16 protein-coding genes and 1 pseudogene are annotated in these 20935 nt (G+C 67.3%); 8 read left to right on the top strand and 9 right to left on the bottom strand.

Annotated elements, in window-relative coordinates; translation table 11 throughout:
- Positions 1–30: 30 nt before the first annotated feature.
- Genes OHB00_RS07160 through OHB00_RS07150 form a run of 3 tightly spaced genes read right to left on the bottom strand, consistent with a single transcriptional unit; the run spans position 31 to position 3184 of the window.
- Entirely contained in the window at positions 31–873 is an 843-nt protein-coding gene (locus OHB00_RS07160; RefSeq protein ID WP_406432388.1) for a fumarylacetoacetate hydrolase family protein, read from the bottom strand.
- The gene (locus tag OHB00_RS07155; protein WP_406432386.1) at positions 870–2645 is read right to left on the bottom strand and encodes a bifunctional 3-(3-hydroxy-phenyl)propionate/3-hydroxycinnamic acid hydroxylase; all 1776 of its coding nucleotides are present in this window, start codon (positions 2643–2645) and stop codon (positions 870–872) included. Before OHB00_RS07155 ends, OHB00_RS07160 begins: the two co-directional genes overlap by 4 nt.
- Before the next feature lie 44 nt (positions 2646–2689).
- Positions 2690–3184, bottom strand: coding sequence for a VOC family protein (locus tag OHB00_RS07150; protein WP_406432384.1), 495 nt, complete (start codon positions 3182–3184; stop codon positions 2690–2692).
- Between the two features lie 424 nt (positions 3185–3608).
- Between OHB00_RS07150 and OHB00_RS07145 the strand changes: the two genes are divergently transcribed.
- The 3 genes from OHB00_RS07145 (at position 3609) to OHB00_RS07135 (ending at position 8840) form a co-directional block, all read left to right on the top strand.
- On the top strand, positions 3609–4757 hold the full coding sequence (locus tag OHB00_RS07145; RefSeq protein WP_406432382.1) for a sensor histidine kinase: 1149 nt from the start codon (positions 3609–3611) through the stop codon (positions 4755–4757).
- Positions 4754–5428 carry a response regulator gene (locus OHB00_RS07140; RefSeq protein WP_406445641.1) on the top strand — a complete coding sequence of 225 codons (675 nt, stop codon included), beginning with the start codon at positions 4754–4756 and terminating at the stop codon, positions 5426–5428. The genes OHB00_RS07145 and OHB00_RS07140 overlap by 4 nt, the downstream gene beginning before the upstream one ends.
- A 181-nt stretch (positions 5429–5609) precedes the next feature.
- Complete coding sequence (locus tag OHB00_RS07135) at positions 5610–8840, top strand: efflux RND transporter permease subunit (protein ID WP_406432380.1); 3231 nt, start codon at positions 5610–5612, stop codon at positions 8838–8840.
- 321 nt (positions 8841–9161) lie between these two features.
- Here OHB00_RS07135 and OHB00_RS07130 read toward each other — a convergent pair whose 3' ends face one another.
- Positions 9162–10769: an MDR family MFS transporter gene (locus OHB00_RS07130; RefSeq protein ID WP_406432378.1), complete on the bottom strand. Its 1608-nt coding sequence runs from the start codon at positions 10767–10769 to the stop codon at positions 9162–9164.
- Positions 10770–10844: 75 nt separating this feature from the next.
- On the bottom strand, positions 10845–11456 hold the full coding sequence (locus OHB00_RS07125) for a TetR/AcrR family transcriptional regulator (protein WP_406432376.1): 612 nt from the start codon (positions 11454–11456) through the stop codon (positions 10845–10847).
- 246 nt (positions 11457–11702) lie between these two features.
- Between OHB00_RS07125 and OHB00_RS07120 the strand changes: the two genes are divergently transcribed.
- The 3 genes from OHB00_RS07120 (at position 11703) to OHB00_RS07110 (ending at position 14665) form a co-directional block, all read left to right on the top strand.
- Positions 11703–12320 carry a TetR/AcrR family transcriptional regulator C-terminal domain-containing protein gene (locus tag OHB00_RS07120; protein ID WP_406432374.1) on the top strand — a complete coding sequence of 206 codons (618 nt, stop codon included), beginning with the start codon at positions 11703–11705 and terminating at the stop codon, positions 12318–12320.
- A gap of 828 nt (positions 12321–13148) precedes the next feature.
- Positions 13149–14135 carry an alpha/beta hydrolase gene (locus OHB00_RS07115; RefSeq protein WP_406432372.1) on the top strand — a complete coding sequence of 329 codons (987 nt, stop codon included), beginning with the start codon at positions 13149–13151 and terminating at the stop codon, positions 14133–14135.
- 353 nt (positions 14136–14488) lie between these two features.
- The gene (locus OHB00_RS07110) at positions 14489–14665 is read left to right on the top strand and encodes a hypothetical protein (RefSeq protein ID WP_406432370.1); all 177 of its coding nucleotides are present in this window, start codon (positions 14489–14491) and stop codon (positions 14663–14665) included.
- A 186-nt stretch (positions 14666–14851) separates the two neighbouring features.
- Here OHB00_RS07110 and OHB00_RS07105 read toward each other — a convergent pair.
- From OHB00_RS07105 to OHB00_RS07090, 4 genes and pseudogenes are all read right to left on the bottom strand, one after another.
- Positions 14852–14968, bottom strand: a pseudogene (locus OHB00_RS07105) (transposase); the annotation flags it as partial.
- A 208-nt stretch (positions 14969–15176) separates the two neighbouring features.
- Positions 15177–16094 (bottom strand): PDR/VanB family oxidoreductase, encoded by a 918-nt coding sequence (locus OHB00_RS07100; RefSeq protein ID WP_406432368.1) that lies wholly within the window; start codon positions 16092–16094, stop codon positions 15177–15179.
- Positions 16095–16275: 181 nt separating this feature from the next.
- Entirely contained in the window at positions 16276–17385 is a 1110-nt protein-coding gene (locus tag OHB00_RS07095; protein WP_406432366.1) for an MFS transporter, read from the bottom strand.
- A gap of 235 nt (positions 17386–17620) precedes the next feature.
- Positions 17621–19060 carry a carotenoid oxygenase family protein gene (locus OHB00_RS07090; RefSeq protein ID WP_406432364.1) on the bottom strand — a complete coding sequence of 480 codons (1440 nt, stop codon included), beginning with the start codon at positions 19058–19060 and terminating at the stop codon, positions 17621–17623.
- Between the two features lie 251 nt (positions 19061–19311).
- On the opposite strand from OHB00_RS07090, the gene OHB00_RS07085 reads away from it, so the two are divergent.
- Both OHB00_RS07085 and OHB00_RS07080 read left to right on the top strand, forming a co-directional pair.
- Positions 19312–20544, top strand: coding sequence for an aromatic ring-hydroxylating dioxygenase subunit alpha (locus OHB00_RS07085; protein WP_406432362.1), 1233 nt, complete (start codon positions 19312–19314; stop codon positions 20542–20544).
- Positions 20544–20897 (top strand): hypothetical protein, encoded by a 354-nt coding sequence (locus tag OHB00_RS07080; RefSeq protein WP_406432360.1) that lies wholly within the window; start codon positions 20544–20546, stop codon positions 20895–20897. The genes OHB00_RS07085 and OHB00_RS07080 overlap by 1 nt, the downstream gene beginning before the upstream one ends.
- Positions 20898–20935 lie beyond the last annotated feature (38 nt).

Genomic DNA, 20935 nt, shown 5'->3' with positions numbered 1-20935 from the left:
GCGTTGGGTGGCCGTAGGGGATGCCAGGAGTCACAACTGGTCCTTGACGACCGTATTGCGAATCTCACCAACCCCTTCGATGGTCGTGACGAGTTCCTGCCCTGGGCGGAGGAAGACCTTCGGATCACGGCCGACACCGACACCTCCCGGGGTACCCGTAGCGATCAGGTCGCCGGGTAGGAGTGTGATGATGGTGCTGACATAGGCGATGATCGACGCGACATCGAAGAGCAGGTCCGCCGTGTTGGACTTCTGCATGGTGTGACCGTCCACGCTGCAACTGATCGTCAGGCCGGAGGCGCCGGGTGGCAGTTCGTCCGGCGTGACGAGCGAAGGTCCCACCGGAGTGGTGGCCTCGAAGGTCTTGCCGGACAGGAACTCGCGGGTGCGGTGCTGCCAGTCCCGGACGGTTACGTCGTTGACGACGGTGTATCCGGCGACGTGCGCCAGCGCTCGGTCCTGGGACACATGACGTGCGCGGCGCCCGATCACCACCCCCAGCTCCGCCTCCCAGTCCAGGTCATCGCTCACCGGCGGCATGTGGACGTCGTCGTACGCGCCGACGAGCGAGCCGTCGTACTTGGCGAACAGGGTCGGGTGGGCCGGGGTCGGACGGCCCATCTCCTTGATGTGCGTGGCGTAGTTGAGTCCCAGGCACACGATCTTGTTGGGGTGGGGGACGACGGGGGCCAGGGAAGCCGTCCCGACCGGGAAGCGGTAACCCCCCTCGGCGGCTGCGCGCTCCGGCCAGTCGTCGCCGCTCGACAGCAGCTTCCCGACGTCGGGGTAGGGCAACAGAACGAGTTCGTCTCCTTCCTGGCGCGCGGCGGCCGTGCCGCGGTTGTCCTGTAGGCGGATGGTGCTGAGCCTCATCGGGGTCCTCCTTGAATCTCGGCGGCGTCGTGGGTGAGGGAGTGCGTGGTCCGGGCGGCCGACGGTCTGCCGTCCTCCAGGTTGATCTCTGCCGGGCTTTCCGTGTCCGGAACGGAGACACCATGGCTTGGGCCGGGTGCGAACCGTTGGAGGCTTCGGGAAACCAGGTCGATCTGGCCGGGCTCGAACACAGCCGCAATCAGCCGGTCCGGGCGAACGAGCACGAAGCGCCCGGTGTGCCTCTCGAAGAGGGCCTGGAGCCGGCCGTCGGCGTCGGCGACACCGACGCGCCCCGGATGGTCGCGGGCGGAGCGGTCGTCGAGGACCACGTCGACCCGCGTGCCTGCGGGGAGGTCGGCGCGTTCCGCGGCGTCCCAGTCGGCTTCGGTGACCCGTACGCCGAGCAGGCTCCAGCCGCGGCCGAGTACGTCGTCGAACGGGGTGACCCGGTGCTGTGGGCCGTAGAGGACGCGCGGCTGCGGAAGCACCGTACCCACCGGTGACTTGGCCTTGGCGTCAAGAGAGACGATCGCGCCCGACCGTACGCGGGTGTTCGGGCGGTAACGCATCTCGGTGAGGTAGCGGCGCCCGGGCGACGTTCGCATGGCGGTGCGTACCAGCAGGTCCCGCAGCCGCGCCCGGCCACGGTTGGTGGTCATCACGATGCGGCCGAGCCGGACAGAAAGGTTGATCACAGCCTGGGCGTGCGGGCGACGCTCGACGTCGTATGTGTCGAGCAGCGCTTCTCCGGCTCGCCCGGCTACGACTTCGGCGATCTTCCAGCAGAGGTTGGCCGCGTCCCGGACACCGGAGTTGAGGCCCTGGCCGGCGAAAGGCGGCATCATGTGTGCGGCGTCGCCCAGGAGGAAGCAGCGTCCGTCGCGCAACCGGTCGGCCAGCAGAGCATGGAATGCGTACGCCACAGCGCGCTCGACCTGGTCCGGAGTGATCGCTCGGTACGGCCGCAGCAGTTCGCGCACCAGCTCGAAGGGCGGGGGAGCACCAGGTGTGCCCTCTCCGGGGCGCAGCAGGAACTCGTATCGGCATCGCCCCTCGCGGCCCGGCACAATGACTGTGGGTCGGCCGGGGTCTCCGAGGTGCATACCGTATCGCTGGTCGTGGGGGTCGCCGAGCGTGTCGGCGACCAGCCATACGTCTGGAAAGCTGCCCCCACGCATGGGTATGGAGAGCAGTTCCCGAACGGTGCTGCGTCCGCCATCGCAGCCGAGGACGTACGAGACGGCGAGGTGCTCGGCCGCTTCCGGTTCGTCGCTCGGCCCGACGCCGACCCGGACGTGGTCGGCGTGCTGTTCCAGCGAGAACAGCCTTGTGCCGAAGCGGGTTTCGACGTCGGGGCGGCGGCGTAGCTCCTTGAGCAGCACCCGTTCGAGGTCGGGCTGGGCAAAGGGGTTCTTGAAGGGGTGCCCGAAGCGCTGGTCGCCGAGTCCGCGGGCGTGCACGAGGGGCCGCCCGTCGACGCCGAAGTACTTCGTGCCCGTACCGGGCACGATGATCGGGTATACGGCCTTGTCGACACCGACCGACTGCAGCGTGCGCAGCGACTCGTCGTCCAGGCTGATCGCCTTGGCGTCGTCGCTGGTGGTCTGGTTCCGTTCGACCAGCATGACGCGTACGCCGAGGGAGCCGAGCAAATGCGCGGCTGTGAGGCCCGTCGGGCCGGCGCCGACCACAAGCACGTCGGCTTGCACCGGCGAGGCGGCGGAGGGGGATCCTCGCTGCGGTTCCGGAGGCGGCGTCTGTGGGTTGCTCATGGGCAGGGCTCCATTGGTCGGCGGTGGGTGCGGGGCGCGGTGGGTTACTGAGCCGGCTGGTATGCGGGGCCGCCCTCGGTCAAGAGCCGTTCCACCTCGGCGAACACGTCGGCGGGGTCCTGGTCGAGGTTGAGGGACTTGCGGAACGGCTGCCGCACATCGCGCTCGACCCGCAGGTAGACCTCGTTGCGGTTGCCCTCGGGGTCGAAGAAGTAGATGCCTATCGCGTTGCCGTGGGTGACCTCCTGCTGTACCTCGATGCCCTCGGCGCGGAACCGGTGGTGGAAGTCGATGATCGACTCCAGTGAGTCCACTCGCCATGACACCTGATGCGTGAGTTTGGTGCCTTGCGGCGCGGTCCGGCCACGCTGGAGGACGAACTCGTGGTGCTCCTCCTCCGGGCAGGAGGAGAAGAAGACGATGCCCAGCTCCTCGTCCTCGTCGGTCACGGTCAGACCGAGGACCCGCGTGTAGAAGTCGCGCATCGCGTCGAGGTCCTGCACCCAGAAACCCGTGTGACCGAGGCCAGTGATCGCCATCGCGTGTCCCTCTTCTCAGGATTATAGTTTCGTTTTACAGGACAATAGGCAGGCGGCGTTCAGGCGTCAACTGTCGCTGTGGGAGGCCCTGGGGGTGTACGAAGGTGCAGCGTGTAGCTGTCACGCAGCCCGACACCGTGCGTTCGCTGGTTCTGCGGCATGCCGCATGCCTACGGACCTGTGTTCCGTCCTGCGGCCTTACCGACACCGGCGACTGGCCGCCGGTCTTGGAGGGGGCCCGTCGCCCACATCCACGGCCTACCGCGACCGCGGTAGTGCTCAATGCCACGTTCAGGCGACGAGCGAGGGCCGTACTGATGCCTACGCTGCGACCATGAGAACCAATGGCCGCTGGGGCCGGGGCACGCGCCGCGTCAGCAAGGTGAGGTGGATCCGGCTGTTCGAACCTGGCCTGGTCGGGGGAGTGATCGTCATCTCCGTACTCTCCGCGTTCGTCGATCCGATCGCGGGGGGCCTGCGACGGCCGGATGCTGTGAGTGTCACCTTCGCATTCGCGTACGGCGCGGTCCTGCCGGCCCGACGGCGTGCGCCGATGGCGACAGCGGCCGCGCTGTCAGTGCTGACCTTCGTCCAGCAGGCGTTCGGTGGTACACCCACGCCCGCACTGCCCGCCCTCATGGTCTGCCTCTACGCTCTGGCGCTGCGCATGGGACGGCGGGCGGCGTGGATCGCCGCTGCCCTGGTCGCCACCAGCACGGTCGTGGCAGCACTTCTCTTCCAGCCGGGGCCGGTGCTGGGACCGCAAAAGGTGGGTGCCGTGGGCTGGATCGGGCTGGCCACCGCAGTCGGTGACGCGGTCCGCAACCGCCGCGCCTACGTCCGGGCATTGGAGGAGCGGGCCGAACGTGCCGAACGGACCCGCGAGGAAGAGGCCGCTCGCCGGGTGGCGGCCGAACGGATGCGCATAGCGCGCGAGTTGCACGACGTAGTCGCCCACGAACTCACTCTGATCAACGCGCAGGCAGGAATCGGCGTCCACGTGGGACGGGACGACCCGGTGCAGATGGCCGAGTGGCTCACCGCCATCCGTGACGGGTCGAAGGGTGCCCTGGACGAGCTACGCTCCATCGTAGGACTTCTGGCGCAGCCGGAGGAGGCCGCGCCACCACTGGAGCCCGCTCCCGGGCTGGGCAGGCTTGACGACCTGGTGCTCTCGTTCGAGCGGGCTGGATTGACGGTGGAGGTCGTCCGGCGGGGCGAGGAGCGCTTCATCCCTTCGGCCGTGGACGTGACGGGCTACCGCATCGTCCAGGAGGCACTGACCAATGTGCGCAAGCACGCCGGAGTGGACACCGCGCGGGTCGGAATCGACGTCGGGCATGACTCGCTGCGCATCACAGTGGACAACGAAGGCCCCGCCGGACTGTGTCCGCCGAACGGTGGAGGGACAGGCCGCGGTCTGATCGGGATCCGGGAGCGGGTTGCTGCCGTCGGCGGCACCGCCGATATCGGAGTGCGATCCCAAGGCGGGTTCTGCGTCGCGGCCCGGCTGCCGCTGAGTCGCACCGCCACTTGGCGGGCAGAGCCGAAGCAACAGAGGGGCCTGTGCTGATGATCAGTGTCCTGTTGGCCGACGACCAGGCCCTGCTGCGCGGCATGTTGCGGCGCCTCCTCGACAACACTCCTGACATGGAGGTGGTGGGTGAGGCCTCGAACGGCGCCGAAGCCGTCGCTCTCGCCCGGCAACACCGTCCCGACGTGGTGCTTATGGACATCCGGATGCCTGGCACGGACGGCATCGAAGCGACCCGGGCGATCACCGCGGATCCTGACCTGTCCGGCGTCAAGGTACTGATCCTGACGACGTTCGAGGTCGACGAGTACGTTGCTGAGGCGATCGGCTCGGGAGCCCTGGGCTTCATCGGCAAAGGTGCTGACCCGGAGGAACTCCTGGATGCCATCGAGAAGATCGGCGCCGGCCGGCCCTTGCTGTCGGCGGCCGCGACAGCCGCCCTCATGGCCCGCTTCCGGCTGGGTTCGACCCGGTCCTGGGACAGGGAGACACGGTTGCTGGAGGACCTGACACCGCGGGAGCGGGAAGTGCTGACGCTGCTGGCGACCGGACTGACCAACGACGACATCTCCGACCGGCTGAGGCTCAGCCGGCACACGGTCAAGACGCACCTCAACCGTGCCATGGCCAAGCTCGGTGTCAGCGAGCGCGCCCAGCTGGTCACCATCGCCTACGAGACCGGTCTGGTACGGCCCGGCGAGGCACTGTGAGGGTCCGCGAACGCGGTAGCCGATCGGCCGGGTTCCGCGTCCGCAGTACGTGGAATCACCGCGGCCGGGCGACGACGGACACAGCAGGAGGCGGGCAGGCTGGGACCTGCCGTCCCGGGGACCCCATGGCCCGGGACGGTTTGCTTTTCTTCCGTCCGACCGCAGAAGTGAGACCGTCCCCATGTCCTGGCTGTCCAGGCTGAGCCTCGCTAATCGCAAGCTGGCCGCCCTCATCACATTGCTCGTCATCGCCCTGGCGACGTACGCCATACCGTCCCTCAAACAGCAGCTGCTGCCCGACCTGTCCTTTCCCGCCGTCACCGTGACCGCCACCTACCAGGGCGCGTCTCCCGACGTCGTCGAGGAGCAGGTCGCCAAGCCCATTGAGGACGCGGTCAAGAGCGTCGACTCGGTGCAGACGATGACCTCCACCTCGCGGACCGGCTCGGCGACCGTCCTTCTGCAGTTCGACTTCGGTGCCGACACCGACGCGAAGGCGAACGAAGTGCAGCAGGCCCTCGACAAGAGCACCGTGAAACTCCCGGACGGCGTCGACCCTCAGGTCGTCACCGGCGGCACCGGTGCCCAGGCGACCATCACCCTGGCCGCGACCTCCGACGCGGATCAGCAGCAGCTCGCCAACGACCTGTCGGACAAGGTCGAGCCCGAACTGAAGGCCGTCGACGGCGTCAACCAGGTCACCGTGTCCGGGGAAACGGACCAGGTCGTCACCATCACCCCCGACTCCGACAAGCTGGAGAAGGCGGGCCTCACCGTTCAGTCGATCAAGTCTGCGCTGACGTCGAACGGCACGACCAGCGCCGGCGGATCCGTCGATTCCGACGGCAAAAGCCTGAGCATCGAGACCGGTGGGTCCATAACCTCGGTGCGGCAGGTCGAGGACCTGTGGCTGACCTCGTCGTCGGGATCGAGCACAAGCACCACGAGTGGCTCGGGCGCGGGTGCCGCCTCCGGCATGGGCGGTGGCTTCACCGGAAGCACCGGTACGACGTCCACTGGTTCCGGTTCCCAGAACCCGGTCCAGCTCAAGGACGTCGCCTCGGTGAAGATCCAGGACGCGGACGCGACCACTCTGACCCGGACCGACGGCAAGGAGAGCCTGGGCATCTCCGTCACGATGGACCACGACGGCAGCTCCGTCTCCATCTCCGACGACGTCCGCGCCAAAATCCCGGAACTTGAGAAGTCCCTCGGTCACCACGCGAAGCTCACGGTCATCTCCGACAACGGCCCGCAGGTGAGCAAGTCGGTGAACGGTCTCCTTGAGGAGGGCATCCTCGGAGTGCTCATGGCGATCATCATCATCGTCATGTTCCTTCGCTCCATCCGTTCCACGCTGGTGACGGCGGTGTCCATCCCGCTGTCCCTGCTGATCGCACTCATCGCGCTGTGGATCGAGGACTATTCGCTGAACGTCCTCACGCTGGGCGCCCTCACCATGGCCGTCGGCCGGGTTGTGGACGACTCGATCGTGGTCCTGGAGAACATCAAACGGCACCTCGGATACGGCGAGGACAAGCGCACCGCCGTTCTCACCGGCGTGCGCGAAGTGGCGACCGCGGTCACGTCCTCCACACTCACCACGGTCGCTGTCTTCCTGCCGATCGGCCTGGTGAGCGGCATCGTGGGCGAACTGTTCTCGCCGTTCTCCGTCACCGTCACCGTCGCGATGGTCGCCTCCCTGGTGGTGGCCCTGACCATCGTGCCCGTCCTGGCGTACTGGTTCCTCAAGCCGCCGAAGGAAGCCGCGGGCAAGGAGCCCGAGCAATTCCGCGCCCACGTGGAGGAAGAGGAGCGCAACGGCCGTCTGCAGCGCGTGTACGTTCCTGTCATCGAGTGGGCCACCCGGCGCCGCAAGTCCGTGCTCGGCCTTGCCGTCGTGCTGCTCGTGGTGACCTTCAGCATGGTCACGGGGCTGAAGACCAGCTTCCTCGGTGATTCCGGATCGGGCTCCCTCAGCGTCACCCAGACCATGCCGGCGGGAACCAGCCTGAACGGGACCAGTCAGGCGGCGAAGAAGGTCGAGGAGGTGCTTGCAGGTGCGGACGGTGTCGACTCGTACCAGGTCACGATCGGCTCGGCGGGCGGCTTCTTTTCGACGGGCTCGGTAGCGGACAGCGCCACCTACAGCATCGCCCTGAAGGACGACGCCGACTCCACTGAGGTGGAGGACTCGCTGCGCGGCAAGTTCGACGAGCTCCACGGCGTCGGCGACCTGACGTTCGGCTCCACCACCGGCTTCGGCACCAGCAGCGATGTCGAGGTCACGCTCAAGGGTGATGACAACGCAGCGCTGGCCACGGCCTCCGACCGCGTCGTGACGGCGCTGAAGAAGGTCGACGAGGTCACCGCGGTCACGAGCGACCTGTCCCAGGAGGCGCCTCAGATCACCGTACGGGCCAAGGGCGAGGCGGCCGCCGAGCACGGACTGACCGAATCGAGCATCGCCTCGTCGGTCGCCGAGGCCGTCCAGGGCTCCACGGTCACCCAGATCACGGTCGACGGCACACAGCGGGACGTGGTGGTCAGGACGGCCTCCGACGCACCGAACTCCGTCAGTGAACTGCGCGCGCTGAAGATCTCCACATCCTCCGGCGACATTCGGCTCGACGCGGTCGCCACGGTGCAGCAGACCGAAGAACCCGTCGAGCGGTCACGTGTCGACGGTACCGAGTCCGTCACTGTCTCGGCGACCCCGGTCGGCGACAACACCGGTGCCGCCAGCCGTGCGGTGGAGGACGCGGTGAAGAAGGCGGACCTGCCCTCGGGCGTCTCCTACGAGATGGGCGGCATCACCTCAAGCCAGAGCGACGCCTTCACCCAGCTCGCCCTGGCCATCGTCGCGGCCATCGCCATCGTGTTCCTGGTACTGGTCGCAGTCTTCCGCAGCATCCGGCAGACCCTGATCCTTCTGGTGTCGATACCCTTCGCCGCCACCGGGGCAATCGCACTGCTGCGTGTCACCGGCACCCCGCTGGGCGTCGCGGCACTGATCGGCCTGCTCATGCTCATCGGCATCGTGGTGACCAACGCCATCGTGCTGATGGACCTGATCAACCAGTACAGGGCCCAGGGCATGGGCATCCCGGAGGCTGTCCGAGAGGGCGGGAGCCGCAGGCTGCGGCCCATCCTGATGACGGCGCTCGCCACCATCTTCGCCCTGACCCCCATGGCTCTCGGTATCACCGGCTCGGGCGGCTTCATCTCCAAGCCCCTCGCCGTGGTCGTCATCGGCGGACTGTTCAGCTCCACCGTACTGACACTCATCCTGATCCCGACCCTCTACACGATGGTCGAGACCCGGCGTGAGCGCCGTGCCGGCCGCCGAGCCGAGCGGAACAGGGCGGCAACGCCCGACACGAAGGAGACCGCGCTCCAGTCGCAGACCTGACGGAAGGCCCGGCACTGGCTCGGTCCTGATCTGCCGTGACCTGATGGCACGTTCGGCCGCATGCTGTAGGGGAGGCATGCGGCCGACGTGTGTGCTCGATCGAGTGTGCTTGGCGAGTACTTCTTCATGCCGAGCCTTCCCGCCATCCGCCGGCTCAGCTGCGCCTGATCCCCGTCCCTGCGCGAAGGCTGCCTGTGATCGCACCCCGCTCACGTCCGCTACCGCTCCGCGTCGAGGCCGTGGGCAGGACCCACCAGGGCAAGAGGGGGAGGTTCGACCCACCGGGCTGCCCCCTGGGTTGGCTGCAGACCGACAGAGGTGTCAGGTGCGTGTGGCCGTCTGCTCGCCGTCCTGTGCCTGCTCGGGGTCGGAAGCCGGCTCGGCGTCGTCGTCCGCGGCGTTGGTGCGGGCGAGTTCCTTCTGCGGCAAGAGGAAGCCCAGTAGGAAACCGATGGCCAACAGAGCGGCCATGTACCCGAAGATCGGCGTCAGAGCGTGCTGGTATGCGGCGATCACGGAGTCCTGGATCCGTTCCGGCAGTGAGTGCACCAGCGACGGAGTGAGGGAGTTGGTGCCGCCCAAGCCGCTCACGCTGCTGCTGTCCAGCCGCGCGGAGAGTTGGTCGGTGAGACGTTGGGCGAAGACCGCTCCGACCACCGCGGTGCCGACCGTGGCGCCGATCTCGCGGAAGAAGTTGTTGGCGGAGGTCGCGGTGCCGACTTCACTGGTGGGGAACGCGTTCTGCACGGCCAGGACCAGGTTCTGCATCACCAGCCCAACGCCGACGCCGAGCAGGAAGGTGTATCCGGAGACCAGTGCTACCGGAGTGTCGACACCCAGGGTGGACAACAGGACGGCGGTGATGGCCACCAGCAGTGAGCCCACGAGGGGGTATATCCGGTAGCGGCCGGTACGACTGATCAGCTGACCGGAGGTGATGGCGGCGCCCATGAGGCCGACGATCATGGGGAGAAGGAGCAGCCCTGACTCGGTCGCCGAGACGCCGTACACCATCTGTAGGTAGGTGGGCAGATAGGCGACGACCACGAACATGCCGACGCCCACCACGATCAGGCTCATCAGCGTGGCGATGTTGAAGATCCGGCTGCGGAACAGCCACAGCGGGACGATCGGCTCCGCGGCTCGGCGCTGCGAGAGGAAGAACAGGATCCAGGCGACAACGGCGCCGGCGGCCAGGCCGAGGACCAACGGGTCCGTCCAGCCGTATTCGTTACCGCCCCAGTCAGCGACCAGCACCGTCGCAGCGACGGCGACAGCCATCAGAGTGATGCCGAGGTAGTCGATGGTGACCTTGACGTACTTGCGAGGCGTACGCAGGGCGAAGGCGGCGACCGCGAAGGCGGCGGCACCGACAGGCAGATTGATCCAGAAGCACCACCGCCATGAGACAGTGTCGGTGAACCAGCCGCCGAGAAGCGGGCCGGCCACGGCGGAGAAGCCGAATACCGCGCCCATAGGGGCCATGAACCGCGCACGCTCTCGCGGTGGAACAAGCTCGGCCACGATCGCCTGACACGTGATCATCAGCCCGCCGCCGCCAAGTCCCTGAACAGCCCGCCCGATGATCAGCATGGTCATGTTGGTCGCGGCCCCGGCGAGTACCGACCCGGCGACGAAGATGCCGATCCCGCTGAGGAGGAGGGCCTTGCGGCCGATCAGATCGCCGAACCGGCCGTAGAGGGGCATGCCTATCGTGGCGGCCATGATGTAGGCGGTGGTGACCCACGCCATGTGATTCAGGCCGTGCAGTTCACCGACAACGGTCGGCAGCGCGGTGGAGACGATCGTCTGGTCGAGTGAGGCGAGCAGCATGGTCGCCATGAGGCTGGCGAACAACAGGCCGAATCGCTGGGGCAGTGTGGAGGAGCCAGGCTGCTCGGTCTGCTCCGTATGAGAGGGGTGGGTCATCGAGTCACTCCAGAGAGGTGAACGCGTCGTGGCGGTGGCCTGGGCGGGGCGAGCCGACAAGGGACCATGCCGAGGTCAGGGGCCGAGGAAGGCGCGGAGCAAGGTCATCACGCGCTCCACGTCCGGCAGCGCGCTGTCGTCCTTGTCCTGCAGGCCTTCGGCCACCCAGCCCTCGATGCTGGTCCTGAGGACGGTCATCGCCAGAGCGGCGATCAGACGCGGCGCGTCGTCCTCCGGCAGCTCTCCCGTGCGTGATGCCACGACGCCGGCCAGGAACTGTTCGAACTCCGCGAAACTGGCCAGCATCGCGGCCAGCACTGACGGGTGCTCGCGGGTCAACAAGAAGGTGGCGGCGAATTCGTCCCGTTGCGGTGGACGCTCGGCCGCGCCCCGCAGGAGCAGCTCGGTCAGGTCTGCCAGGATCCTGCCGGGATGCGCGGGACCGGCGGCGGTGAAGGCCTCGACCTCCTCGTCCGCCAGTTGTGGCGGCGGGGGAATGACGGCCGCCTCTTTGTTCGGGAAGTAGTTGAAGAAGGTCCGATGGGAGACGTCGGCTTCGGTCGTGATCATATCGATGGTGATCTTGTCGTAACCGCGTTCTCCGGCCAGTCGCAGTGCGGCGGCCCGGATCTCTTGCCGCGTCTCACGGCGCCTGCGCTCGCGCAGGCCTCCTGTCTTTTGAGTCATACAAACATAGTTGCACTCTGTGCAACATTACTCAATGTGTAAGTCTTGCGCAAGGTGCAACTCAAAGGGGTCACCCGCGTGAGCGCGGCAGAGTTCCCGATGCTGACGAGGCGTGTGTGAGGGGCGACGTTGTCGTCATGGTCGGCACCTCGATCAGGTCATACTTTCCGTGTGACAGCGCAGCGCAGGGATGTGCAGGCAGGTGGGCCGTCGCCTCGGCGCTCGCCGGGGCGACCGCCCGTCCCGTTGGAGCGGATCATCGCCGCGGCGATGGAGATCGTGGAGGAGGACGGGGCCGAGGCGCTGTCCATGCGCGCCCTGGCCCAACGTTTGGGATCTGGTACGGCGACCCTCTACCGACACTTCGGCAACCGTGCAGCGCTCGTTGCGCACGTCGTGGACGGCATGTTCGGCGCAGTCGAGGTCACAGCGGAGGAATTCGCCGCAATGGGCTGGCGGCAGGCCTGCCGGACGATCGCGAACGGGATGTTCGACATCCTGCGCCGGCACCGGAACGCGGCCCCGCTGCTCGCGGAGCAGGATCCGATGGGCCCCAACGCCATGGCGCTGCGCGAACGCTGCATCGCGGTACTGCTCGACAATGGTTTCCCGCCACGGACGGCGGCACACGCCTACGCGACCCTGGCTCACTATGTCCTGGGCTTCGCAATCCAGCTCAAGGGGCATGGCGGTCCAGATCGCGACGACGCGCGGGTGGCCGCCGCCTTCCGTGAGGTGGACCCACATGTCTACCCTGCGACCGCAGCGGTCGCCGACGCCTTGCCGGTGCGGCTGGAGGACGAGTTCTCCTTCGGTCTCGACCTCGTCCTGCGCGGACTGGATCAGCTGCGAAACGGCGAGTGACGATTTGGCACGGCCGGCCGGGAGGGGCCTCTCGGCGGGACTGCCGCGGGTTGTCGGTGAGTGGCAGCGCGATTGGATCGCCGCTTTGACGAGCATGCCAGGGCGATGATCGGCATGCCCGACGTGGGCGCGATTGTCGGCACCAGCACCGACCGAGGCGGGTACTGGCGAGTTCGTGTGGGGGGCCGGAGTCATGGGCTGGTGGTCGCAGGTCCCGTCTGGCGGCACAGCTCCCTGTGAGATGGGTGGTTGCACGCGTCGTGGCTCGCCCGACGGCGACGATGCGATCTGCTCAGGTGCCGCAGCGAGTGCCGTGGGTTTCCCCGAGCGCCTGGGCGAGGTTCTCCATCATCGGTCTCAGTCGGGCGCGAATGTCTGAACGGCCCGCCCCGGCCACTCGCACCAGTTCGGGGCTGATGCGGACGAGACCGGTGGCCGACGCGGTATGAGCGCACTCCGCCCGAGGCATGGGAGCGAAACTTGACGCGTCGGCACCTCCTCGACTTCACTTGTTCTGCTAATCGAGAGTACGGTTCGATTATGCAGGACATTGTGGCGTGCTTGACGAGGAGGTCGTGCGCACATGAGAGACCTTGCAGGCAGGGTTGCCTTCACCGCCGGAACTGGCAGTGGCATTGGTCCGGGGACGGCGTCGGCGCGGACATCAGGGATGACCGTCCGGCAGGGGCTGAAGAAGCCCTGGCGGTGTGAGGAGCTGAGTTCTGGCCCGGGCGGGCCTTCTCCCAGTTCCATGTGCTGGCCCGCGGCCCGCAGAATCGGCGTGAACGCTACGGAATCCTCGGCTCTCCTCAGCGGTTCGGGGTCGCGATGACGACGTTCGGGTTGGATCGAGTGAGCGGGCTTGATGAGACGTTGTTCCGGGCAGAAGCGATCACACCGGAAACAGCCGATTTCAACCTGCAGCTTCGCGAACGGCTGAAGGGCCTGCATGGTCCCGTGGCGGGCGGTGGCGGCCTTCCAGTGCCTCCCACGCCGCCTTCGGAACGTGCGCGCACCATCCGGATAACGGGACAGGGCGGCCACGAACTCGCTCTGCGGGTCATCGCTCCGGACCGCCCCAAGGGTGTCTATCTGCACTTCCACGGCGGCGGTTTCGTCGGAGGCAGCGCCGCGCAGTCGGATCAGATGATGGAGCGGATAGCGCGGAACACCGACCTCGCCTGCATCGACGTGGACTACCGACTGGCTCCCACGAACCCTCACCCGGCGGCATGGGATGACGCCGAGGCCGCGGCGATATGGCTTATCGAGAACGCTCAGTCGGTATTCGGAACCGACGCGCTCGCGATCGGCGGCGAGTCCGCGGGCGCGACCCTCGCGGCCTCCGTCCTGGTCCGGCTGCGCGAACGGCGTGGGACCACCGGCTTCCAGGCGGCGAACCTGGTTTTCGGGAACTTCGATCTCTCGATGACCCCGAGCCAGACGCTGCTGGGCGTCGGCGCGGTACCGGTTTCGACCGAGATCATCCGAGCGTGCACCGCTGCGGTCGCGCCCCGCAGCGAACATCGCCAGGACCCGGATCTGTCCCCCCTCTTCGCGGATCTGCGGGATCTCCCGGCGGCGCTGTTCACGGTGGGCACCCTGGACCCGTTCCTGGACGACTCGTTGTTCATGCACGCCCGCTGGATCGCGGCCGGCAGCCCGGCCGGACTGGCCATCTACCCCGGCGGCGTACATGGCTTCACCTCATTCCCTCTCTCCCTTGCGGATCAGGCGAACGATCGCATCGATGCCTTTCTCCGCCAGGTCGGGCAGGCAGCGACCGAGCCTTTGGCGGGACTGCGTTCCAAGTGAACAAGTGCTCCTGCCGACGAGTCTGAGACGGCTGATGATGACCGCCACGGCGGCCTGCCCGACGGAGCTACTCCCATGTTCATCGGAGTGAGTGTGGTGAGCCGCCGCAGTTCGTCTGCCCGGCCCGTGACGCGGGAGCTGCCTTGCACTCCGTTCACGCAGTGGGTCTTCCCGGGAGTCCGCGCGGTGGTGGCACCCGCCGCGCGGACTTGAGCGTCGTGGACCCGTCCGGCCGGTTCGGCGTCAACATTCTGGGCTCGGTGCACTCGGATGCGGCCCTGGGCTTCGGCCGCAAAGGCAGAACCGCCAAGTTCGCGGACACCCGGTGACTTCTCGACCGTGCACTGCCGCGGTTGCCGATCGCGCTTGGCCGGCTGGCATGTGAGGTCGAGTCGATGGTCCGTGTCGGAGACCATATGGTGTTGCTGGGCAACGCCCTGCACGCCCACCATCGCGACGGCGCGCCGTTGACCTATCACGCGCAGAGATTCGGCACCCACACAGCTTTGGACAGCGACCTGGGGTCGTAGCAGCATGCTGGGTTCGCGCTGACCGATTTGGCGAGCGAGCTTCAGGTGGGTCGGTCCACCACCAACCGTGTCTTGGCCAACTGCGGGGCCATCGCGTGCCGAGCAGATGCGGCAGCACGAGGTAACGGTGGTCGAAGGCCTGCCGACGTCGCGGAGTTCGGCACGGCCGCGAGCCCGTCCAGGCCGGGGGGCGGAAAAGACTCGGACGGCGTCGCATCGCCGTTTGACATGCCGGTTCAGCTGTTCCAGCGGGTTAGTCGACCAGATCTTCTTCCAGTGCGCCGGCGGAAAGTGCGCGAACGCGGCACCGTTGCCAGGCTGCGCCGAGGAAGACAGCGGGGGTCGCGGCCACCAGGGCGCTGTGGCTGTCGGGATGACCAGTATGCGCGGCCAACGGATGCACGCTCCGAGCGGACACACGCGCGTTCCGGGACCATGCTCGGCTACATCAGTTCATGAGACGCGCTCCGCCCGGCCCACGACTCTGCGACCTCCCCCCAACCAGGGTGTCCTACAGGTCGAGGGTGAGGCGTGGGGTCCGGGCTCGGGAGACGCAGATCATCAGGGTTTCACCGGTGGCTTGCTCGTGTGGGCTCAGGATGCTGTCGCGGTGGTCGACAGTGCCGGCGAGGACTCGGGTTTCGCAGGTGCCGCAGATGCCCTCGGTGCATGAGAACGGGATTTCCACGCCTGCGGCCAGCAGAGCCGTCAGGATCGACTCGTCCGCGGAAACGGGCAAGGTCCGGCGCGATCGGGCGAGTTCCACCTCGAAGGCGGTGTCAGCGGCGGAATCCTGCACCACGCGCGGCGTGAAGCGCTCTGTGCGGAGCGATTCCGCAGGGACGAGGGGCTCGACTGCCTGAAGCAGTGAAGCGGGGCCGCAGGCGTAGACGAGCTCGCCCGGGCGCAGGTCCGCAAGGTTGCCGCGCAGATCGAGGAGGCCCTCGTGGATGACGATGCGGCCCCCCGGGTGACGGGCCGTCAGCTCGTCGGTGAAGGCCATGGTGCTGCGGGAGCGCCCACCGTAGAGCAGCCTCCACGGGGCTGGGGAGGCTGCGTCAAGCATGGGAAGAATCGGAGTGATGCCGATGCCGCCGGCTATGAAGCGGTAGGCGGGCGCGGCTTCCAGGGGGAATTGGTTGCGGGGACCACGGCCCCGTACCCGTGCACCGCGCTGGAGCGTCGTATGGACGAACTCGGATCCGCCCCGCCCGTCGGGCTCGCGCAGGACAGCGATGCGCCATGAGTATGTGTCGCCGCCGCAGAGGGAGTACTGGCGCTCCAACCCGTTGGCGAGCGCCAGGTCGATGTGGGCGCCGGGTTCCCAGGTGGGCAGTGGACGGCCGTCGGGGGAACGCAGGGTCAGAGATACGACATCGGATGCCTCTTGGCGGCGATCGGCCACAACGAGGTCGAACAGGTCGGTCATGATGCGGATCCTCTTGGCGGACTTCGACAGCAGGGCTGGACGCTGAATCACCCTGCCGCTCGCGGAACAATCGGAGGGAACCGGGGGACCGGGCCGCCCGGCGTCGTGGAGAGCCGTGGCCCGTACCGAACGTGCGACGGTTTGCCGTACGGGGTGCGCCCCCCGGGGCCGTACGTCGCCGTCATTCGTGCGTACCAGGGCCAAGCGGCTGAGGCACCGGTGCGGTGTCGCCGGTCTCTTTGACGGCGGGATGGGGGAGGGCGTACAGCACGCGCGGTGCCACGCTGATCGCGAGAGACCGGCAGTAGCCGTCGGCGATCCACACACCGCCCAGCGTCATGACGACGGCGAGGCTCTGCCCGGCGAGGAGGATCGCTACCGAGATCACGGTCACCACGGCGGTAGGAACGGTGAACAGGAGGAACGCGGAGGTGGCCCGGACGGTCTGCCACAGGGGAGTGCGTGTCTCTCTGCGGTGGATCGCCACACCCGATATGGCGAACAGCGCCAGGACCGCGCCCGCGTTCAGTGCCGTGTTGAAGCGCAGGTCCGTGGAGTGGAGTGCGATAAGGCGCGAGCAGGCGATGAGGTTCACCGCGACCAGGGCGACGCCCACCCCCATGATGAAGCGTCGACGGGGCTCGCGTTGTCCTGCCTGATCAGGGGCGAGGTTGAATGTGTCAGAACCGCGGGGCAGCAGCCGCGCGGACAGGGCGAGGGCAGCGATCCCCAGGCCTGCTCCCATGGCTGTGAGGAGACGCCAACCGTGGTGGACCGGCAGTGCGCCCGCGACATTTTGCGTGAAGATCCCCGCGATCGGCATTCCGAGCAGTACGAACGGAAGCATGCCCTTGGCTCGGGCGGCGACATCGCCGCGGGCGCGTGTGGCTCGGCCGGCGGCGTCGTGCAGGAAGCTGAGGATCAGTGGAAAGGCGACGCCCATGCCGATCCCCGCGATCATTCTGAGCAATCCCAGTTGCCAGGGGGCGGCGGCGAGCGCGCCGGCTCCGGACCAGATCGTGAGCCACAGGAACGAGGCGAGCGTCGCCCGTCGGCGGCCGAGACGGCGGGCCAGCGGCACAGCCGCGACAGCGCCTGCCAGGATCCCGGGGAAGACGGTGCTCCCGACCAGACCCGCACCGCCCGGCGACAGGTGCCAGCCGGGCTCGGCGAGCAGGGATTGGAAAAAGTTGGGGAACGCGACGATCTGGTAACTCTGTGCGGTCACGAGAAGTGTTGCGAGCGGTACCAGACCGCGGCTTACCGGGGGTGTGACGGTGCCGGACGACATACCAGACCTCCAGACGGCGAACGAAAGACAAGGACCGGTAACGGCACGGCCCAGCGGCCACGGTGAAAAGGTGTCTCGCGGCCGGGAGGTGTCCTGCCACATGCAGGGAAAGCCCGGGGGGCAGGACTTTCGGTGCCGCCAGATCCTCTGGGCGTTGCCGAATGATCCGAGCGCGGGCATGCGCTGGCCGGCGGGGAGCTCTGGCACCCCGCCGGCCAGCGGATTCGCCGGGGACTCAGGCGCCGTGCACGGCGGCGTCGAGCTCGGCTGCGTCGGACCAGCTGCCGTGGAAGCCGATGGGGACCCGGTGGTTGAGCTTGATCCGGGCGATGGGCGTGCCGGTGAAGTCCTGGGCTTCCTGGACGATGACCTCGCTGCGGTCGGTGGTCGGGTCCCACCAGATCGACAGCAGCCAGCCGTCGTCCTCGGCCTGGGCGCCGGGGCGGGGCACGAAGACGGGTTCGCCGGGGGAGGTCAGTGCACCGTCGAGTGTCTGCATCGACGTCTCGCCCGTGACGTAGTCGTGCTTGGCCAGGCCGTCGGTGAACCAGTCGCCGGCTCCGCGTGACGTCGAGTAGTAGCCGTACTGGTGGGACAGTCCGGTTCGCTGATCGTTGATCCGGGGGAACTCACCCTGAATGTCGGTGATCTCGCTGTCCTTGCTCGTCCCCGTGGCGAGGTCGAGTTCCCAGCGCCAGGGGGTGGTGAAGATCTTTTTGAACCACCAGTTCCAGTCCCCGCCCGGCGGCGGTGACTCCAGGTCCTTCAGGGTGGGGCCGAACTGGCCGACGCGGTGCCCGTCGACGATGATCTTCGTGCCGTCCTGGTAGGCGTTGAGGAAGTGGGTCACGGAGAAGGCGTCGGAAGCCTCCACCCACGTCACCTCGCCAGTCCTGCGATGCAGGACGGCCCAGCGGCATGTGTCCAGTTTCTCCGGCTCCCAGACCGTCGAAGGCTGACCGGTGAGTATGCGCTCGAAGCTGGCCGTCGCCGGGCTGACCGAGAAGATCGCATAGTCGGTGGTGACGGCGTAGTCATGGGTGAAGGCGGGGAATCCCAGATCGAGCGAGTGGCGGTCGAGGATGTTCCCGTCACGGTCGGCTCGATACCACGTGACCGCGCCGTCCATGTTGCCGAAGGTGAGGAAGTCGCCGTTCGTCGGATCGACCTTGTGGTGGGCGGTCAGGGGGCCGACGACTCCTCCGCGGAAGTTGTACTGCTCGCCGACCGTCTCCAGGGTGTCCGGCCGCAGCTCGTGCGGAGGGAGGCCCTCGCAGAAGACCAGCAGACGGTTGTCGTACATCTGTACGTGTGTGTTGGCGGGGTTCTTCGGGAACTTGCCGGGCGGCAGGGGGGTGTCCCTGCCGTTCATGAAACCGCCGTAGATCCCCCGGCCCAGTTCCATCTCCTCCTTCAGGCCCGCGGTCTGCACGTAGCGGTTGCGGTAGCTCGCCCGGCCGTCACGCAGGAAGATGGCGTGGACCATGCCGTCGCCGTCGAACCAGTGATATCGGCTCGGGTTCTCCGGGCGGTAGAGCGGGCTGGGGCCGACCCGGAACAGCGCACCGCTCAGCTCCTCGGGGAGCCGGCCCTCGATCTCCAGGTCGAAGGCCTCGCCCTGCTCACGCCAGGGCGCGTAAGGCCCGTTGAGAAACATGTTGCTGGGGTCCCACATGGACGCCCCTCCTTGTCATGAGGTTGATTGTGTCCTGATATTCAGGAAATGCCTCTGTTCATTGGGACACTAGAGGGACCGTATAGCCGCACATGGAAGAGGTCAAGCCGGGCTGAGGTGCGGTCCTGATGTGGAGCGGGTCAATTTATGTGCAGGTAAAAGGCATTTAAGGTCGCCCTGCTTGTCAGGTGGTCTCACCTTCCCGTACTGTCCCCTATGACAGGACTAGCGTCCTAACTTATGGAGCTCATATGTCTGAAGCCGCTGTCAGCCCTGCTTCCCCACTCGCCGACGGGACCCCGTCCGCACCCAATCCGTTCGCCGGCCTGCGTGATGTCGTGTCCGTCAAGGACAAGTTGACGCAGGAATATCACGACGCGGTCGTCGAGAAGGTCTTCCGTCCGTCGTGGTTCCTGGTCGGAAACGTCAACGACCTGCCGAAGCCGGGCAGCTACTACGTCCTGGACGTGCCCACCTTCGGCATCTCGGTGCTGGTGCAGCGTGGCCGGGACGGGGAGGTGCGTGCGTTCCACAACGTGTGCCGTCACCGCGGCAAGAAGGTGATCCCCACAGACTGCGGTTTCGCCGAGGGGACGTCGTCCGCGCACACCTGCTGGCTCCACGGCTGGTCGTACACCAGTGATGGATCACTGCGTTCGGTGCCGGACGAGAAGCAGTTCCGCTCCGTCGACAAGTCCCGCCTCGGGCTGGTACCGATCCACGTCGAGGTCCGGTATGGCCTCATCTATGCCAACTTCAGCGACAACCCCGAGCCGCTCGACGGCTGGCTGGGGGAGCTCGCCGAGGGCTTCGATGACTACTACAGCGAGATGGAGAAGATCAGCTGCTGGTCCATCGACGTCCGGGCCAACTGGAACATCGCCATGGACTCCTTCTCGGAGGGGTACCACACCGTCTTCCTGCATCGGCGCACCCAGCCGAAGCTGGCCGGCAAGAGCAACCCGATGCGGCACAAGCCCGTGATCGACATGTACGACCGCCACATCCGCTCCAGCAACCCGTCCAACCCCGACTACGTCAGCCCGCCCGTCGAGGGTGCCCTGTTCGACCTCGGGCGCAAGCAGACACCGGCGGTGGAGACCGACTTCTCCATGCTGCCGCCGGGGGTGAACCGCACCCGCCACCACCCCTGGTTCTTCGACATCGTGTGGCAGTTCCCCAACGTGGCCATCCTCAACGGCTCGCACTGGTACAGCGTCGTCACGGTCTGGCCGATCGACCGCAACCACTCCCGAGTCGTCTTCGACGTCTACGCCCGCAAGGCTCGCCACGCCGGCGACCGCCTGGCCCAGGCCTACAGCCGGGCCCTGCAGTACACCGTGTCCCGCGAGGACCTGGCCGCCATGGAAGACGTACAGCGCGGCCTGGAGTCGGGTGCCATCAGCGACGTCTATCTCTCTTTGCAGGAGTTCGCGCTCCAGCACCGCTACGGACTCGTCGACGAACTGATCGGAGCCAAGTGATGGAGCTCTCCACAGCAGTGGGACTTCCCGAAGGATTCGCCGACCTGGAGCGTTTCCTGGAGCGGTGGCGCCTGCGCGACGCACAGGCGCGGATGGAGGCGATGCGCGCCGCCGACATCGAGGACCTGCGTGAGCTGTGCGCCGCGATGCTCCCCCGTATCGAAGCGGTGGTGAACCATCTCAACGCCTTCCCCCTCGACGACATGCCCCCGCGGGAGCAGGCCCTCTTCGAGCTGGCCCTGACCTTCGCCGAGGTCACCCACCCGGTCGACCTCGGCTGGGCCACACCAGAGGTCAGCGACCTGTATCCGCTGGACCGGATGAACCTGGTCGGGCCCGCACGCGCCTGGTGAGTGCGCGAGTCCCGTATCCCCGCACAGAGACGGACCGC

This window comes from Streptomyces sp. NBC_00631, from assembly GCF_045206895.1.
Lineage (GTDB): Bacteria > Actinomycetota > Actinomycetes > Streptomycetales > Streptomycetaceae > Streptomyces.
This window is presented reverse-complemented; position numbering and strand designations above follow the sequence as displayed.

Bases quoted from the DNA above. Each gene is read 5' to 3' on its own strand.
- OHB00_RS07160 (WP_406432388.1), bottom strand. From the start codon at position 873: ATGAGGCTCAGCACCATCCGCCTACAGGACAACCGCGGCACGGCCGCC.
- OHB00_RS07085 (WP_406432362.1), top strand. From the start codon at position 19,312: ATGTCTGAAGCCGCTGTCAGCCCTGCTTCCCCACTCGCCGACGGGACC.
- OHB00_RS07100 (WP_406432368.1), bottom strand. From the start codon at position 16,094: ATGACCGACCTGTTCGACCTCGTTGTGGCCGATCGCCGCCAAGAGGCA.
- OHB00_RS07150 (WP_406432384.1), bottom strand. From the start codon at position 3,184: ATGGCGATCACTGGCCTCGGTCACACGGGTTTCTGGGTGCAGGACCTC.
- OHB00_RS07080 (WP_406432360.1), top strand. From the start codon at position 20,544: ATGGAGCTCTCCACAGCAGTGGGACTTCCCGAAGGATTCGCCGACCTG.
- OHB00_RS07115 (WP_406432372.1), top strand. From the start codon at position 13,149: ATGACGACGTTCGGGTTGGATCGAGTGAGCGGGCTTGATGAGACGTTG.
- OHB00_RS07095 (WP_406432366.1), bottom strand. From the start codon at position 17,385: ATGTCGTCCGGCACCGTCACACCCCCGGTAAGCCGCGGTCTGGTACCG.
- OHB00_RS07125 (WP_406432376.1), bottom strand. From the start codon at position 11,456: ATGACTCAAAAGACAGGAGGCCTGCGCGAGCGCAGGCGCCGTGAGACG.
- OHB00_RS07090 (WP_406432364.1), bottom strand. From the start codon at position 19,060: ATGTGGGACCCCAGCAACATGTTTCTCAACGGGCCTTACGCGCCCTGG.
- OHB00_RS07135 (WP_406432380.1), top strand. From the start codon at position 5,610: ATGTCCTGGCTGTCCAGGCTGAGCCTCGCTAATCGCAAGCTGGCCGCC.
- OHB00_RS07155 (WP_406432386.1), bottom strand. From the start codon at position 2,645: ATGAGCAACCCACAGACGCCGCCTCCGGAACCGCAGCGAGGATCCCCC.
- OHB00_RS07130 (WP_406432378.1), bottom strand. From the start codon at position 10,769: ATGACCCACCCCTCTCATACGGAGCAGACCGAGCAGCCTGGCTCCTCC.